Source organism: Sphingomonas ginsenosidimutans (genome assembly GCF_002374835.1).
Taxonomy (GTDB): domain Bacteria; phylum Pseudomonadota; class Alphaproteobacteria; order Sphingomonadales; family Sphingomonadaceae; genus Sphingomonas; species Sphingomonas ginsenosidimutans.
In genome coordinates, this window is the sequence record NZ_NWVD01000001.1 from 299051 (window position 1) to 313971 (window position 14921).

Annotated in this window: 14 protein-coding genes; 5 read left to right on the forward strand and 9 right to left on the reverse strand. The window is 69.2% G+C overall.

Annotation, left to right across the window (positions count from 1 at the left end):
• Positions 1–144: 144 nt before the first annotated feature.
• The 6 genes from COA17_RS01275 to COA17_RS01300 form a co-directional block, all read right to left on the reverse strand.
• Positions 145–1320 carry an acyl-CoA dehydrogenase gene (locus COA17_RS01275; protein ID WP_096609676.1) on the reverse strand — a complete coding sequence of 392 codons (1176 nt, stop codon included), beginning with the start codon at positions 1318–1320 and terminating at the stop codon, positions 145–147.
• 64 nt (positions 1321–1384) lie between these two features.
• Positions 1385–1714 carry a cytochrome C nitrite reductase gene (locus tag COA17_RS01280; RefSeq protein ID WP_096609678.1) on the reverse strand — a complete coding sequence of 110 codons (330 nt, stop codon included), beginning with the start codon at positions 1712–1714 and terminating at the stop codon, positions 1385–1387.
• Positions 1711–2904: a molybdopterin-dependent oxidoreductase gene (locus COA17_RS01285; protein WP_096609680.1), complete on the reverse strand. Its 1194-nt coding sequence runs from the start codon at positions 2902–2904 to the stop codon at positions 1711–1713. Before COA17_RS01285 ends, COA17_RS01280 begins: the two co-directional genes overlap by 4 nt.
• Complete coding sequence (locus COA17_RS01290) at positions 2897–3499, reverse strand: NADPH-dependent FMN reductase (RefSeq protein ID WP_066491939.1); 603 nt, start codon at positions 3497–3499, stop codon at positions 2897–2899. The genes COA17_RS01285 and COA17_RS01290 overlap by 8 nt, the downstream gene beginning before the upstream one ends.
• Before the next feature lie 11 nt (positions 3500–3510).
• A complete protein-coding gene (locus COA17_RS01295) occupies positions 3511–4572 on the reverse strand; it encodes an LLM class flavin-dependent oxidoreductase (RefSeq protein ID WP_096609682.1) in 1062 nt (353 codons plus the stop codon).
• A 49-nt stretch (positions 4573–4621) separates the two neighbouring features.
• Positions 4622–5530 (reverse strand): aldo/keto reductase, encoded by a 909-nt coding sequence (locus COA17_RS01300; RefSeq protein ID WP_096609684.1) that lies wholly within the window; start codon positions 5528–5530, stop codon positions 4622–4624.
• A 26-nt stretch (positions 5531–5556) separates the two neighbouring features.
• On the opposite strand from COA17_RS01300, the gene COA17_RS01305 reads away from it, so the two are divergent.
• Together COA17_RS01305 and COA17_RS01310 are read left to right on the forward strand one after the other, a co-directional pair.
• Positions 5557–6651 carry a Gfo/Idh/MocA family protein gene (locus COA17_RS01305; RefSeq protein WP_096609686.1) on the forward strand — a complete coding sequence of 365 codons (1095 nt, stop codon included), beginning with the start codon at positions 5557–5559 and terminating at the stop codon, positions 6649–6651.
• A 73-nt stretch (positions 6652–6724) separates the two neighbouring features.
• A complete protein-coding gene (locus COA17_RS01310; protein WP_096609688.1) occupies positions 6725–9049 on the forward strand; it encodes a TonB-dependent receptor in 2325 nt (774 codons plus the stop codon).
• Positions 9050–9185: 136 nt separating this feature from the next.
• Here COA17_RS01310 and COA17_RS01315 read toward each other — a convergent pair whose 3' ends face one another.
• The gene (locus tag COA17_RS01315) at positions 9186–10424 is read right to left on the reverse strand and encodes an MFS transporter (protein WP_096609690.1); all 1239 of its coding nucleotides are present in this window, start codon (positions 10422–10424) and stop codon (positions 9186–9188) included.
• Between the two features lie 93 nt (positions 10425–10517).
• Here COA17_RS01315 and COA17_RS01320 point away from each other — a divergent pair, with 93 nt between their 5' ends.
• Positions 10518–11564, forward strand: a complete 1047-nt coding sequence (locus COA17_RS01320; protein ID WP_425442643.1) for a YeiH family protein — start codon at positions 10518–10520, stop codon at positions 11562–11564.
• Between the two features lie 118 nt (positions 11565–11682).
• Here COA17_RS01320 and COA17_RS01325 read toward each other — a convergent pair whose 3' ends face one another.
• Complete coding sequence (locus tag COA17_RS01325; protein WP_096610687.1) at positions 11683–12705, reverse strand: LacI family DNA-binding transcriptional regulator; 1023 nt, start codon at positions 12703–12705, stop codon at positions 11683–11685.
• Between the two features lie 98 nt (positions 12706–12803).
• Between COA17_RS01325 and COA17_RS19225 the strand changes: the two genes are divergently transcribed.
• Positions 12804–12980, forward strand: a complete 177-nt coding sequence (locus COA17_RS19225) for a hypothetical protein (protein WP_176484753.1) — start codon at positions 12804–12806, stop codon at positions 12978–12980.
• A gap of 16 nt (positions 12981–12996) precedes the next feature.
• Here the strand turns inward: COA17_RS19225 and COA17_RS01330 are convergent, their stop codons facing one another.
• The gene (locus COA17_RS01330; protein ID WP_096609694.1) at positions 12997–13629 is read right to left on the reverse strand and encodes a TetR/AcrR family transcriptional regulator; all 633 of its coding nucleotides are present in this window, start codon (positions 13627–13629) and stop codon (positions 12997–12999) included.
• An 86-nt stretch (positions 13630–13715) separates the two neighbouring features.
• Here COA17_RS01330 and COA17_RS01335 point away from each other — a divergent pair, with 86 nt between their 5' ends.
• Positions 13716–14918 (forward strand): efflux RND transporter periplasmic adaptor subunit, encoded by a 1203-nt coding sequence (locus COA17_RS01335; RefSeq protein WP_096609696.1) that lies wholly within the window; start codon positions 13716–13718, stop codon positions 14916–14918.
• Positions 14919–14921 lie beyond the last annotated feature (3 nt).

Consider the following 14921-nt stretch of genomic DNA (forward strand, 5'->3'; position numbering starts at 1 on the left):
ATGCCAGCGGTTCGCGCTTGGGGCGGGTGAAGCGCGGCTTTGGGCGGGAGGCGTCTGGTCCACGGGGAGGCCCCGGCCTTCGCTGGGGCGACGCCTGTGCCCAAAGCCGTCACCCAAGCGAAAGCTGAGGTCTCCGCGTGCGTGTCAGAACGCGGCGATGCCGGTGATCGCGCGGCCGAGGATCAGCGCGTGGACGTCGTGCGCGCCTTCGTAGGTGTTGACGGTTTCCAGATTCATCGCGTGGCGCATCACCTGATACTCGCCCGAAATGCCGTTGCCGCCGTGCATGTCGCGCGCCATCCGCGCGATGTCGAGCGCCTTGCCGACGTTGTTGCGCTTGACGATCGAGATCATCTCCGGCGCGTAATCGCCCTCGTCCAGCAGGCGCCCGACGCGCAACGACGCCTGGAGCCCCAGCGCGATCTCGGTCTCCATATCGGCCAGCTTCTTCTGGAACAGCTGCGTCGCGGCGAGCGGGCGGCCGAACTGATGACGGTCGAGGCCGTACTGGCGCGCGGCGTGGAAGCAGAATTCGGCCGCGCCCAGCGCCCCCCAGCTGATCCCGTAGCGCGCGCGGTTGAGGCACCCGAACGGGCCCTTCAGCCCCTCGACATTCGGCAGCAGCGCATCCTCGCCCAGTTCCACCTCGTCCATCTGGATCATGCCGGTGATGCTGGCGCGCAAGGAAAGCTTGCCCTCGATCTTGGGCGCCGACAGCCCCTTCATCCCCTTTTCCAGTACGAAGCCGCGGATCGCGCCGCCGTGCGCGTCACTCTTGGCCCAGACGACGAAGACGTCGGCGATCGGCGCGTTCGAGATCCACGTCTTGGCGCCGGAGATGACATAGCCGCCGTCGACCTTGCGCGCGCGGGTGGTCATGCCGCCGGGGTCGGAGCCGGCATCCGGCTCGGTCAGGCCGAAACAGCCGATATATTCGCCGCTCGCCAGCTTCGGCAGATACTTGCGGCGCTGCTCCTGCGAGCCATAGGCGTGGATCGGGTACATCACGAGGCTGGACTGCACGCTCATCATCGAGCGGTAGCCGGAATCGACGCGCTCCACCTCGCGCGCGACCAGCCCGTAGCTGACATAGCCCGCGCCGACGCCGCCATATTCGGCCGGGATCGTCGGGCCGAGCAGCCCGAGCGCGCCCATTTCGCGGAAGATGTCCGGATCGGTATGTTCGTCGGCGAAGGCGCGGATGACGCGCGGCGCCAGTTTGTCCTGCGCATAGGCGCGCGCGCTGTCGCGGACCATGCGTTCGTCGTCGCTCAGCTGCGCATCGAGGAGGAAGGGATCGGCCCAGTCGAAACGGATCATGCGGATGAAATGCCTCTCGTTTTGAGAACCGCGTTACCGGATCGTCCCGCGCGGGGCCACCCCGTCAGCGGTTTTGCACCGCGAGCAACGCGGCGACGAGCCGCCCGTCCTGCGCCGGGTCGAGCGGGGCGCGATACGCCTCGCGCATCTTCGTGACAGTCGCCTGCCATTTCTCCGCGGTCAGCGGCGGTTGGCGGGTGACGAGGTCCGCCGAATGGCAGGCGGTGCAGCGCTGGGTCAGCAACTCGCCCGCCGGGCCGGCAGGGAAGGCGGCGGTTTCGGCCGGCAGCGCGATCGTCACCGACGGGGCGTCGTTCGCCGGGGCGGCGGGCGCGTCCGGCTCCGCGGAACAGGCGGCGAGCGCGATCAGCGCGGCGGGGGCGAGCCGCCTCATGCGGTACGGATCGCGATCGAGGGGGCGGGATTGCGCATATAACCGCCGGGGTTCCAGATCGCGTCCATCGCCTGCGTTTCGCCAGCGGTGTTGGTGCAGCGCGCCCACAGGCGATAGCCGCCCGGGCGCAGCCCCGCGATGGTCGCGGACCAGCGGCGGAAACCGTAGCGCCCCTGATCGGGGCCGAGCCGCGCGGCGTGCCACGTCCGCCCCGCGTCCATCGACAGGTCGACGCGCGCGACGCCGTGCGCGCCTCCCATCGCCAGCCCGCGCACCGAGAAGGGTTGATCCGCGACCAGCTTCGCACCATCGGGCAGGGGAGTGATGAACGCGCGCGGCACCATCGCGCCGATCGGCACGGTCGGGAAATCCTTCGCCCCCGGCGCGACGTTCGCGCCGGGCGTGGCGGGGATGCGATACGCCTTGGCCATCCAGTAACCGTCGTCCGGCGCGGTCAGCACCTCGATCCGGTCGAGCGACTTGATCCAGTAGGTGGAATACCAGCCCGGTACGACCAGCCGGATCGGGAAACCGTTGAGCAGCGGCAACGCCGCGCCGTTCATCGCGAATGCGATCATCACCTCGCCATCGCGCGCATGGTTGATCGCCAGCGACTTTTCGAACCATGGCGCGCCGGGCGGCGGGCGATCCAGCCCCGCCAGCCGCACCGCGACCGCGCCGGGCGCGACCCCGGCCATATCGAGGACGTCGCGCAGCCGCACGCCCGTCCACATCGCATTGCCGATCGCGCCGTCGCCCCATTGCGCGCCGGGGACGCGCGGGGTGAAGAAGCCGCGCGAATTGCCCGAACACTGGTTGACCGCCGCCAGCTCGACGCGCGGCAGCCGGCGCAGCGCGTCGAGCGAGAGCGCCAGCGGACGGCGCACCGCGCCGCCGATGCGCAGCCGGAACGCGGCGGGATCGACCGACAGCGGGATGTCGTCGTAATGCCAGCGGACGAAGAAGCGGTCGTTGGGGGTGAAGACGTCGTCGCCCAGCACGTCCATCGGCGTCTCGAGCAGCGGCGCGCGTTCGCGTAGCACGATCATCGCGCCCTTCTGCGGCCAAGTGTCCGCCAGCGCGCGGCGCCCGCCGGCAAAGCCCAGGTCGATATCCTGCGCCGCGGCCCCGGTCGCCAGCCCCGCGCCGCCCAGCCCGATCAGTCGGAGTGCGGCGCGCCGGTCAGGCATCGGTGAACGACGGAGCCAGATTGCGCGCGGGGGCGAAGCGCGCGACCTGCCGCCCGACCAGCCGGAGCTGTTCGACCACCGCCGGATCGCTGGCGCCGCCATCGGCATCGAACTTGGTCTGCGCCGAATTGACCGCGGCGGCGAACGGCGTCGGCCAGCCGCGCAGCGCGTGGACGATCGAGCGCAGCGCGGCGATCGTCGATCCGGTCGCCTGCCAGCCATAAGCGGTGGCGATCAGCCCGACGGGCACGTCGTGCAGATACGGGCGATCGGCATCGCGCGCGGTTTCCTCCAGCAGGTCGAGCGCGTTCTTGACGACGCCCGATATGCTGCCGTGATAGCCGGGGCTGGCGATGATGACCGCCGATGCCGCGCGCACCGCGGCGACGAAATCCTGTTCCCCGGCGGTCCGCTCGCGCGCGCGCGGATCGTAGAGTGGCAGCTGCGCCAGTGCCTCGCCCCCGAACAGGCGGGTGGCATAGCCTTCCTCCTGCGCGGCGGCGAGCGCGATGCGCAGCGCATGTTCGGTGGACGACGGGCCGCCGACGGTGCCGCCGATTCCCACCACCAACGGTTTCGTATCGGCACTGTCCACGGTCTGCTCCCTCACAATGGCGCGTGGTCGATCCGCGGCAGCACGTGGCGCGCGAACAGATCGGCTTCGGCGGCGTGAGGGTAGCCGGACAGGATGAAGGCGTCGATGCCCATGTCGCGATACATCCGGAGCTTCGCGAGCACCTGGTCGGGATCGCCGACGATCGCCGCGCCGCAGCCCGAGCGCGCGCGGCCGACGCCGGTCCACAGATTCTCCTCGGCATAGCCGTCGTCCGCGGCATTGTCGCGCAATGCCGCCTGCGCGGCGACGCCGGCGGAGGCCGAATCGAGCGACTTGGCGCGGATCGCGGCCCCTTCCTGCGCATCCAGCTTCGACAGCAGGCGATCGGCATAGGCGCGCGCCTCCGCCTCGGTATCGCGCACCACCATGTGCGCGCGATAGCCGAAGCGCAGCGTGCGGCCATAAGCGGCGGCGCGCTGTTTCATGTCGGCGATGATCGCGGCGACATTCTCGCGCTTGTCCGGCCACATCAGGAAGACGTCGCAGGCGCGCGCCGCGGCGTCGCGCGCATCCGGCGAAAGCCCGCCGAAATAGAGCAGCGGCGCCTTGCCCGAAACGGTGCCGACGCGCGGCGGATCGATATCGAGCTGCCAGAACTCGCCCTGGTGATTCAGGTGCTGGCCGTTGAGCAGCGTCTTGAGGATCTCCATCGCCTCGACCGTGCGGCGATAGCGCGGGGCGGAGGCGAGCGTTTCCCCCGGCATGTCGCTGGAGATGATGTTCACCTTCAGCCGCCCGCCGCCTGTCATCCGGTCGATCGTGGCGATCTGGCGCGCCAGCTGCGGCGGCCACATCTCGCCGATGCGGGTCGCCATCAGCAGGTGGATGTTCTTCGTCACCGTCGCGATCGCGGCGGCGAAGGCGGTGGTGTCGATCCCCAGCGCATAGCCCGACGGCAGCAGGATATTGTCGAACTTGCCGGTTTCGGCCTGCATCACGATATCGCGGCAATGCTCCCAGCTGGAACGCAGCGCCGGATCGGGCACGCCGAGGAATTCATAATCATCGTCGCACAGCGCGGAAAACCACGCGATCTCGCACGGATTGCTCACTTCCCTCTCCCTGCCATGTCGTTGCTGCCGGTCGCGTCATCGCGCGGGGTTACGGCAGCCGTTCGCCACGTGCCGCGACCAGCACGTCATACCAGTCCTGCCGCGACCAGCGGATGCGGAAGGCATCGGCCAGTTCGGCGATGCGCGCCGCATTCTGCGTCCCCACGATCGGGATGACGCGCGCGGGATGCGCCATGATCCAGCTGTAGGTCGCCGCGGTGCGCCCGACGCCGAAGCGCTGCGCCACCGTATCGAGCGCGGCGGCCACGGCTTCCTCGCGCGCGCTGCCCGGCTGCGCGATCCGCCCGCCGCCCAGCGGCGACCAGGCGAGCACCGCGAGGTCCATTTCCATCGCCTGGTCGATCAGCCCGTTGATCAGCGGATCGAGGAACAGCGGCGAGAATTCGGGCTGCTGCGAGGACAGCGGCACCGACAGGAACGACGCCAGCGCGCGCGTCTGATCGGCGGTGTAGTTGGACACGCCGATCGCGCGCACCTTGCCCGCCGACACCATATCCTCCAGCGTGCGCGCCACTTCCTGCGGGTGGGTCAGGATGTCGGGGCGGTGGATCTGGTACAGGTCGACATGATCGACGCGCATCCGCCGCAGCGACGCATCGAGCGCCTGCATCAGGTAATCGCGGCCGCTGTCATAGGGGACGGGCGGGGTGATGCCGCCCTTGGTCGCCAGCACCATCCGGTCGCGCAGCGCCGGCGCGTCGGCCAGGATTTCGCCCAGCAGCGTCTCGGCATCGCCGAATCCGCCCGCGCCGTCGAAGCCGTAGATATCGGCGGTGTCGAACAGCGTGACACCGGCGTCGAACGCCGCCTCGATCAGCGCACGGCCTGGTGCCGCACCGGCGCCGGCGAAGCGCCACATCCCCCATGCGATCGGGCTGACGGCAATTCCGCTCTTGCCGAGCGGACGCGAATCGGGCGATAGAATGATTTCAGACATCGTTGTCATACATAAGGACAAGAGGCGTGGGAGAGCAAGTCCGTTACGGCCTGGTCGGCACCGGCATGATGGGGGTCGAGCATCTCAACAACCTGGCGATCACGCCGGGCGCGGTGGTGACCGCGATCGCCGACCCGGTGTCCACCTCGCTCGGCTGGGCGAAGGATGCGCTGGGCGAGAAGGCCGACGGGGTGCAGGCATTCGCGACCTCCGCCGACCTTGCCCAAAGCGGGCTGGTCGATGCGGTGATCGTCGCCAGCCCGAACCACACCCACCGCGACGTGCTGGTCCCGCTGTTCGGCGAAGGACTGGCGATCCTTTGCGAAAAGCCGCTGGCGACGACGGTGGAGGACGCGCGCTGGATCGTCGAGCAGGCCGAGGCGAGCGATCGGCCGTTCTGGACCGCGATGGAATATCGCTACATGCCGCCTGCCGCGGAATTTATCCGCGCGGTGCACGCCGGCAGCGTCGGCGCGCTGAAGATGCTGTCGATCCGCGAGCATCGCTTCCCGTTCCTGGAGAAGGTCGGCGACTGGAACCGCTTTTCCGCCAATACGGGCGGCACGATGGTGGAGAAATGCTGCCATTTCTTCGACCTGATGCGGCTCATCACCGGGTCGGAGGCGGTGCGCGTTTATTGTTCCGGCGCGATGGACGTGAATCATCTGGACGAGGCGTATGACGGCCGCCGCCCGGATATCATCGACAACAGCTATACCACCGTCGATTTCGCCAATGGCGTGCGCGCGATGCTGGACCTGTCGATGTTCGCGGACGGCGCGGAGAATCAGGAGGAGATCACCGCGGTCGGCGATCAGGCGCGGCTCGACGTGCTGATTCCCGAAGGCGCGATCGTGCGCAGCCCGCGCGTCGGCTTCATGAAGCCCAAGCAGGTCGAGCGCCGCGTCGTCCATGTCGACGAAGCCGCGCTGAAGGCGGGCAGCCACCATGGCTCCACCTTCTACGAGCACCAGCGGTTCAACGCCGCGGTGCGCGGCGCCGGCGCGGTGGAGGTGACCGCGCGCGACGGCCTGATGGCGGTGGCGATCGGGACCGCCGCGGAAATCAGCGCGCGCGAGAAGCGCGTCGTCGAGATGCACGAACTGGGTTTCCGACACTAAAGACGAACTTGGCTGACAACGCAGTCAGTCGTGATACCCCACCAGCAGAGTGGGAATTTCCGGGGAGGTTGAGATGAAGACCAAGAGCCTGTTTTTGAGTGCCGTCGCCGCATCCGCGCTGATCGCGGCATCGCCCGCCGCCGCGCAGGTGGCGTCGCCCGATCCCGCCGCCGGGACCGGCAGCGCCACGACCCCGGCGGAGGCGGAGGATGCGCCGGTCGGCGATATCATCGTCACCGCGCAGAAACGGTCGGAGCGGTTGCAGGACGTGCCGGTCGCGATCACGGTCGTGTCGGGTGATGCGCTGGCGGCGCGCGGCGCGGTGAATATCGAGGGCGCGCAATATCTCGTCCCGACGCTCAACTTCCGCAAATCGGGCACCGCGATCAACCAGTCGCTGTTCCTGCGCGGCGTCGGCACATCGACCTTCTCGATCGCGGGCGAGCCGTCGATCTCCACCGTGGTCGACGGCGTGGTGTACAGCCGCGCGGGCGAGGCGTTCAGCGACCTGATCGATATCGACCGGATGGAGGTGCTGCGCGGGCCGCAGGGGACGCTGTTCGGCAAGAACACGTCGGCGGGCGTCATCAACATCGTCACCAAGCGGCCGGGCAAGGACCTGGGCGGCTATGTCGAGGGCGGGTTCTTCTTCGACAACGGCAACGAATATCGCGTGCGCGGCGCGATCGACCTGCCGGTCAGCAGCGACGTGGCGCTGCGCGTCACCGGCTTCTACGGCACCTATGACGGCAATATCCGCAACCTGGCCTATAACGGCGAGCGGGTGAACGGCTATGAGCATTACGGTGCGCGCGCGATGCTGGTGGCGAACCTGGCGCCCAATTTCACCGCGACGATCATCGCCGACTATCGCGAATCGAAGGACAATTGCTGCGCCGAGGTGATCGGCACGACGCCGACCGGCGCGGCGGGCAGCGCGGGCGCGTTCGCCGCCACCGTCCTGCCGCCGGCGCGCCGCGACGAGACGCGCGAGATCAACCAGGACCTCGTCACCCGCACCAACGAGAAGAGCTGGGGCGTCAGCGGCCAGTTCGACTGGGAACTGGGCAACCAGACCGTCACCTACATCGGTTCGTATCGCGAATATGATAACGAAGAGATTCGCGACGGCGACTGGCTGCCGCGCGCCTATTCGGGCCTCAACCAGCTGCACGATGTCGGGCCGCAGGTGTCGAACACGATCACGCAGGAACTGCGGCTGACCAGCCCGGCGGACCAGTTCTTCAGCTATGTGCTGGGCGCCTTCTATTCGCGCGCGGAAACGACCCGCACGTTCACGCGCGACGATATCGTGTGCAACGGTGCGCCGGTGGGCACGCCGTGCAGCACCGTGCCGGCGCTGACCACGCGGCCGACCGGCACCGCGGTGTTTGGTTCGGTGTTCAAGAATTTCGCGTTGTTCGGACAGGGCACGCTGAACTTCACCGACCGGTTCCGCGGCATCGTCGGCATCCGCTACACCACCGACCAGCTGGACGTGTTCCACCGGCGCGTCACCACGCTGGCGGGGCCGGGCATCCAGCCCAGCTTCGGCCCGTTCACCGGCAAGACGACCAATGACAATTGGTCGGGCAAGGCGGGCGTGCAGTATGACATCGTGCCGCAGTCGACCTTCTACGCCACCTATGCGCGCGGCTATAAGGGGCCGGCGTTCAACATCTTCTACAATCTGACCGCGACCGGCACGAACGTGATCGAGCCGGAGACGGCCGACAGCTATGAAGCGGGGCTGAAGAACACGCTGTTCGGCGGGAAGCTGGTCGTCAACCTCGCCGCCTATTACGCCAAGTATAACAATTTCCAGGCGAACAACCCGGACGAGGTCGCCGGCGTGCTGGTGACGCGGTTCACCAATGCGGGGCGCATCTCCACCCGTGGCGGCGAGCTGGACCTGCTGTTCCAGCCGGTGCGCGACCTGTCGTTCAACGGCGGCCTTGCCTATACCGACGCGCGCGTCGACCAGTTCAAGCTGCCGACCAACGGCAACATCACCGGCGTGGTGCCGTCGGGCACGCCGCTGGGCTATGCGCCCAAGTGGAAGGGATCGCTGGGCGCCGACTGGCGCGCGCGGACCGGCGGGGCGGTGGACTTCGCGCTGGGCGCGCAAGGGTCGTACCAGTCGAGCCAGCTGTCGCAGCTGGACGCCAATGCCGCGGTCCGCGCCGCCACGACGATCAAGGGCTATGGCCTGGTCGACGTGTCGGCAGCGGTGATCGACGCCGACGACCGCTATCGCGTGACCTTCCAGGTCAAGAACCTGTTCGACCAGAGCTTCGCCGCGGCGATCACCTCGGGCGGGCCGGGCGGCAGCTACCGCTACATCATCCCGCGCGAGGCGGATCGCTATTACGGCGTGACCGCGCGGGTGAACTTCTGACGTTCCCTCGGCCCCTCCCGATGTGGGAGGGGCCTTCGGGCCTCGTCATCCAGGCGAAAGCCGGGACCTCTGTCCGCACGGGCGCGGCAGGAACCGAGAGAGGGCCCAGCCTTCGCTGGGGCGACGTTTTCGCCCGTCAATGCGCCACCACCAGCGGCGCGCCTGCCTCCGGCTCGACCGGGACGATCCGCGGGATCAGCAGGTGGATCGCCAGCAGCGCCAGCAGGTAGGAACTGGCGCAGATCACCAGCGCGGGGGTGTAGCCCCAGCCGTTCGCCAGCGCCCAGGCCTGGAACTGGATCATCCCGATCGAGCACAGGTTGCCGCAGAACGCCGCGATGCCGATCGTCGAGCCGACCGCGCGCGCGGGCGTGACGTCGGTGGCGACGCCGAACACGCTGGTGGAAAACCCCTGATGCGCGAACAGCCCCAGGCCGAGCAGCAGCGCGGCGCTCCACGGGCTGGAGACGGACAGGACCAGCGGCACCGGCAGGACGAGGAGCGCGTAGAGCAGCATCGTCGTCTTGCGCGCGCGGTTGACGCTCCACCCGCCCGCGATCATCCGCGTCGGCAGCCACCCGCCGGTCAGCGCCCCGCACGCCGCCAGCCCGTAGGCGAGCGCGACCGGCCAGCCGAGCGTCCCCTGCGGCAGCGCGAACAGCCGGTGGAACAGATCGGGCAGCCACAGCAGCATGAAGAACCATACCTGATCCGACAGCACCTTGGCGATCGCGATCGCCAGCGTGGTGCGGCGGCGGAGGATATCGCCCCAGCGGATCGGCGCGGCCTCCATCGCATCCAGCGCGACCGGCTTCACGCGCAGCGCGAACCACACCGCGACCCAAACAAGCCCCAGCCCGCCCGCGAGCAGGAACGCGGCCTGCCACCCGAACGCGACTGCCAGCGGCGGGATCAGCGCGGGCGTCACCACCGCGCCGACATTGGGGGCGGTATTGCCGATGCCCAGCGCGATCTGCCGGTCGCGATGGTTGAAATAGGTCGCGGCGGTCTTCACCGCGGCGGGCGTGCCGATCGATTCGGCCATCCCCAGCACCACACGCGCGCCGATGAACCCGGTGACGGTAGTGGCGACGGCATGCGCCATCCCGGCCAGGCTCCACACCCCCACGCCGACGCCGAACCCGCGGCGCAGGCCGACGCGGTCGATGAACCAGCCGGTGCCCAGGAACGCGAACGCGGTCGCGACCTGAAACGCGGTGCCCATGTTGGCGTAATCCTGATCCGACCAGCGGAATTCCGCCTCCAGCGTCGGTTTCAACAGCGCCAGGATCTGGCGGTCGACATAGTTGAGCATGATCGCGACGAACACCATCGCCACGATCACCCACCGCGCGCGATTGGCGCCTCCGCTCATCCTCTTCCCTCCCGCAACTTTCTGTCCGATAACGTTGTCATACGTTCGCGATGCGCGCTAGTCCTCAACGAGCGGCGGCGTATAGGGGGGATCATGACCGGCAACCGTCCACCTTCGTCGTTCCCGATGGCCGCGGACCTGTATGGCGACATCGTCCCCCTGCCGCATAGCACATGGCGCGATCATGTGCCGGGGCTGGTGGTGGTGGCGGCGGGTACGCTGGCGGCGGCGTTCATCTCCGATCATTACGGCGCGCCGCTGACACTGATGGCGCTGCTGATCGGGCTGGCGCTCAATTTCCTGTCTGCGGACAAACGGCTGGCGACCGGCACCGCCTTCGCCAGCCGCGCGCTGCTGCGCTGGGGGATCGTGCTGGTCGGGGTGCGCGTCACCTTCGGGCAGATCGTGGCATTGGGGCCGGTGGCGCTGCTGGCGGTGGTGGCCATCGTCGCCCTGACGATCGGGTCGGGCATCCTGATCGCGCGGCGGCTGGGATTTTCCGACGCGTTCGGCACGCTGGCGGGCGGCGCGGTCGCGATCTGCGGCGCCAGCGCGGCGCTGGCGCTGGCGACGACATTGGGCGAACGCCGCGCCAGCCAGGCGCAACTGACGCTGGTGCTGGTGGTCATCTCCGCGCTGTCGGCGCTCGCGATGGTCACCTATCCGTTCGTCGCGCACTGGCTGATGATGAGCGACCTGAAGGCCGGTTTCCTGCTGGGCGCGTCGATCCACGACGTCGCGCAGGCGCTGGGCGCTGGCTATTCCTATTCCGATGGCGCCGGGCAGATCGCCGCGATCGTCAAGCTGACGCGCGTCGCGCTGCTGGCGCCGGTGCTGGCGGTGGTGGCGCTCTTCCTGCCGCGCGGCGAAGCGGGGAAGGGGCAGGGGGTGCCGTGGTTCGTCATCGGCTTCTTCGTGATGGCGGGGATCAACTCGACTGGGATCGTGCCTGCCTTCGCGACCCATGCGGCGGAGCGCGCGGCGGCCGGGCTGCTGGCGGCGGCGGTCACCGCGACCGCGATCCGTTCCCCGTTGTCGCAGCTGCTGGAGGCGGGGCCGCGCCCGATGGTGATCGTGGCGGGCGCGACATTGGTGGCATTCGCGCTGTCGCTGGCTGCGGCGGTGCTGCTGATCGGCTAGCGCCTTCGGACCGGCCGTCATCCCGGCGCAGGCCGGGATCTCCCTGTGATCTCAAGGGGCAGGAGCCGCGGGAGGCCCCAGCCTGCGCTGGGGCGACGTTTGCGTTCGTGTGGATCGGTTAGCGCCGCGCGGGCTCGGCGGTCGAATCGCGCACGACCAGCCGGTGGTCGAGCCGGCGATGCTCCGGCTCGCGATCCGGGGTCAGCAGCAGGTCGGCGGCGTTCCACGCCAGGTCGCGCACCGGCTGGCGCATCGTGGTGAGCGGCGGCCAGACATAGCCGGCCAGCGGATCGTCGCCGAACCCGGCCACCGACAGGTCGCGCGGCAGCACCAGCCCGCGGCGATGCGCGGCGGTGAGCGCGCCGGCGGCCATGTCGTCCGATCCGGCGAAGATCGCGGTCGGCGGATCGGCGAGGTCGAGCAGCCGCTCGGCCGCGGCGGCGCCCGAGGGGAAATCGTAGCTGCCGCTTTCGATCAGCGCAGGCTCCGCCGTCAGCCCCGCGTCCGCCAGCGCGGCGAGATAGCCGTCCCGGCGCTGCGCCGCTGTCGCGTAATCGGGGTGGCCGCCGATGTGCGCGATGCGGCGATGGCCGAGCGACAGGAGATGCGCGGTCATCTCCCGCGCGGCGCCGTGATTGTCGATCGACACCGCCGCGCTGTGTTCCGCCAAGAAACCCGGCGACACGCGCACCACCGGGATGCCGCGCCGCGCCAGCAGGTCGAGCACCGCCGCGTCGTCGCTGACGGGGGGTGTCAGGACGATCCCGTCCATCCGGCTGGTATCGACCAGCGCCTCGATCTGCTCCACCAGATGCGCGGAGGCGCGGTCATAGGGCTGGGCGATCATGCGCACGCCATCCGCCTCGCACCGGTCGCGGATGCCGGTCTGCATCGCATAGACGTAGCTGGGGCTGGGATTGTCGCACACCAGCGCGATCTGGAACGCGCGGCGCCCGGCCAGCGCGCGTGCGGCCAGATTGGGGCGGAAGTGCAGCGCCTCGACCGCCGCCTGCACACGCGCCCGTGTCTCGGCCCCGACATAGCGTTCGTTGTTGAGCACGCGGCTGACGGTCTTGATCGAGACGCCGGCATGTTCGGATACGTGCTTGATCGTGGCGCGCAGGGGTTTGCCGTCGGTCATCGCCGGCTTCTGCCACGTCGCGGCGCCTGCCCGCAACCAGGGCGCCGCGCGTGCGTTGATGCGCGACCCCCGGTCCGGGGGCGGGAGATGAAGCGGAAATGGGCGGTTATTCTAGCGACGCGACGGCCCACGACCGTGCCCGCGAACTGGAGCGCCGGGCCGAGATGGCGCCGACGTTCAGCGAGGCGCAGCGGCTGACCGCGCAGGCCGACTCGCTGCGCCGGTCGGCGGCGCGCCGCGGGCTGGGCGGGCTGGTGCCGCTGCTGCGCAACTGACGCCGGGCGGCCCGCGTCAGGCGGGCTGATCGATCAGCGCGTCGATCTCATTCGCGGCGATCTTCAGCAGCCGTTCCAGCACGTCGTCGTCGATCGCGCCGTCATGCGCCAGCCGGTGGTGAAAAATCCCGCCGGCAAGGATCAGGATCGTTTCGGCGACACAGTCGAACCGGCGCCCGTTCGCATGCGGCGCCAGGATGCGCAGCGCATCGACCAGCCGGTCGTGCAGCCGCGCCTCGAGCTGGCGGAAGATGTCCGCGACTCGCACATTGCGTGCCGCCTCCGCCATGATCTCCGCGATCAGGGCCAGATCGGGGATCTCGCCGGACGCCACGAATCGGTCGACCCACGCGCGCAGCGCCGCCGGATCGTCGCAGGCGCAGGTTTCGTGGAGTTCGCCCTCGCGCAGATATTCGTCGAGGTCGCGTTCGACGATCGCGGCGACGATCGCCTCCTTGTTGGCAAAATCGCGGTAGATCTGGCCGACCAGCACACCCGACGCCTGCGAGATCGCGGCCATGCCAGTGGCGTGAAAGCCCTGTTCGGCAAAAAGTACGCGCGCCGCCTGAACCACTTTCTCCCGTCGTGCGTTGGCCTTTTCGCCTCTCTCGAGAGGCGCCGGGGGAGCATCCATGTCGGTGTGCATCATTGCGTCTCTCTACTTGACGGCATGGTTTGTTCGCATTAGCAGCATTTGTGAGTGAGCGATCACTCACACTTTAGAACGAGAGTCGCATGACATACAAGGGGTGCGCGGTCGCCGCGCTGCTGTTCCTCCCGCTGGCCGCATGCGGGGGCGGAAAGGACGCTGCCCAGCAGCAGCAACAGGCCCAGGCGGGGCCGCCGCAGGTCGGCGTCGTGACGGTGCAGCCGCAGTCGGTGACGCTGACGACGACGCTGCCCGGCCGGCTCACCGCCTATGAGACGTCGGAAGTGCGCCCGCAGGTCAGCGGCCTCATCACCGCGCGGCTGTTCCGCGAGGGCGATCAGGTGTCGAAGGGGCAGGCGCTCTACCGCATCGACCCGCAGCCCTATGTGACGCAGGTCGCCAATGCCCGCGCCGCGCTGGCGCGCGCGCGCGCCGCGATCGCCTCCACCTCCGCGCTCCAGCGGCGCTATGGCGAACTGGTCAAGATCAACGCCATCTCGCGACAGGATTACGACAACGCCTTGACGCAGGCGCAGCAGGCGCAGGCGGACGTCGCGGCGCAGTCGGCCGCGCTGCGCTCGGCCCAGATCGACCTGGCGCGCACCACCGTCCGCGCGCCGATTTCCGGGCGTATCGGGCGTTCGGTGGCGACCACTGGCGCGCTGGCGACCGCGGGGCAGGCCAATGCGCTGACCACGATCCAGCGGCTCGACCCGATCTATGTCGACGTGCCGCAATCGGCGGCCGACCTGCTCAAGCTGCGCCAGAAGATCGCCGCCGGCGACCTGTCGCGCGGCGGCGGCGCGGCGCGTGTCCGGCTGCGGCTGGACGACGGGTCGGTCTATCCGATCGAGGGGACGTTGCAGTTCGCCGACGTCAGCGTCGACCCCGCGACCGGCACGCAGACGATCCGCGCGCTGTTCCCCAATCCGCGCGCGCTGCTGCTGCCGGGTATGTACGTCCGCGCCGAGCTGGTCGAGGGAACGCAGGCCAATGCGATGCTGGTCCCGCAACGCGCGGTCAGCCGCGACGAGAAGGGTAATGCGGTCGCGATGATCGTCGGCCCCGACGGCAAGGTGCAGCCGCGCCCGCTGACGACCTCGCGCACGATCGGCGACGACTGGCTGGTGACCGGTGGGCTGAAGCCGGGCGACAAGGTGATCGTGGAAGGCGGCATGATGCTGCGCCCCGGCATGCCGGTGAAGGCGGTGCCGTATAATCCCAACGCCGCCCCTGCCCAGGGGCAGGGCCAGCCCGGCCAGGGCCAGCCCGCGGCGCAAGCGAAGTAACGG

What these genes read in the sequence shown, in the direction of transcription:
- COA17_RS01275 (WP_096609676.1), bottom strand. Translation starts at nt 1,320, where the DNA reads ATGATCCGTTTCGACTGGGCCGATCCCTTCCTCCTCGATGCGCAGCTG.
- COA17_RS01315 (WP_096609690.1), bottom strand. Translation starts at nt 10,424, where the DNA reads ATGAGCGGAGGCGCCAATCGCGCGCGGTGGGTGATCGTGGCGATGGTG.
- COA17_RS01325 (WP_096610687.1), bottom strand. Translation starts at nt 12,705, where the DNA reads ATGACCGACGGCAAACCCCTGCGCGCCACGATCAAGCACGTATCCGAA.
- COA17_RS01300 (WP_096609684.1), bottom strand. Translation starts at nt 5,530, where the DNA reads ATGTCTGAAATCATTCTATCGCCCGATTCGCGTCCGCTCGGCAAGAGC.
- COA17_RS01335 (WP_096609696.1), top strand. Translation starts at nt 13,716, where the DNA reads ATGACATACAAGGGGTGCGCGGTCGCCGCGCTGCTGTTCCTCCCGCTG.
- COA17_RS01285 (WP_096609680.1), bottom strand. Translation starts at nt 2,904, where the DNA reads ATGCCTGACCGGCGCGCCGCACTCCGACTGATCGGGCTGGGCGGCGCG.
- COA17_RS19225 (WP_176484753.1), top strand. Translation starts at nt 12,804, where the DNA reads ATGGGCGGTTATTCTAGCGACGCGACGGCCCACGACCGTGCCCGCGAA.
- COA17_RS01320 (WP_425442643.1), top strand. Translation starts at nt 10,518, where the DNA reads ATGACCGGCAACCGTCCACCTTCGTCGTTCCCGATGGCCGCGGACCTG.
- COA17_RS01330 (WP_096609694.1), bottom strand. Translation starts at nt 13,629, where the DNA reads ATGATGCACACCGACATGGATGCTCCCCCGGCGCCTCTCGAGAGAGGC.
- COA17_RS01280 (WP_096609678.1), bottom strand. Translation starts at nt 1,714, where the DNA reads ATGAGGCGGCTCGCCCCCGCCGCGCTGATCGCGCTCGCCGCCTGTTCC.
- COA17_RS01310 (WP_096609688.1), top strand. Translation starts at nt 6,725, where the DNA reads ATGAAGACCAAGAGCCTGTTTTTGAGTGCCGTCGCCGCATCCGCGCTG.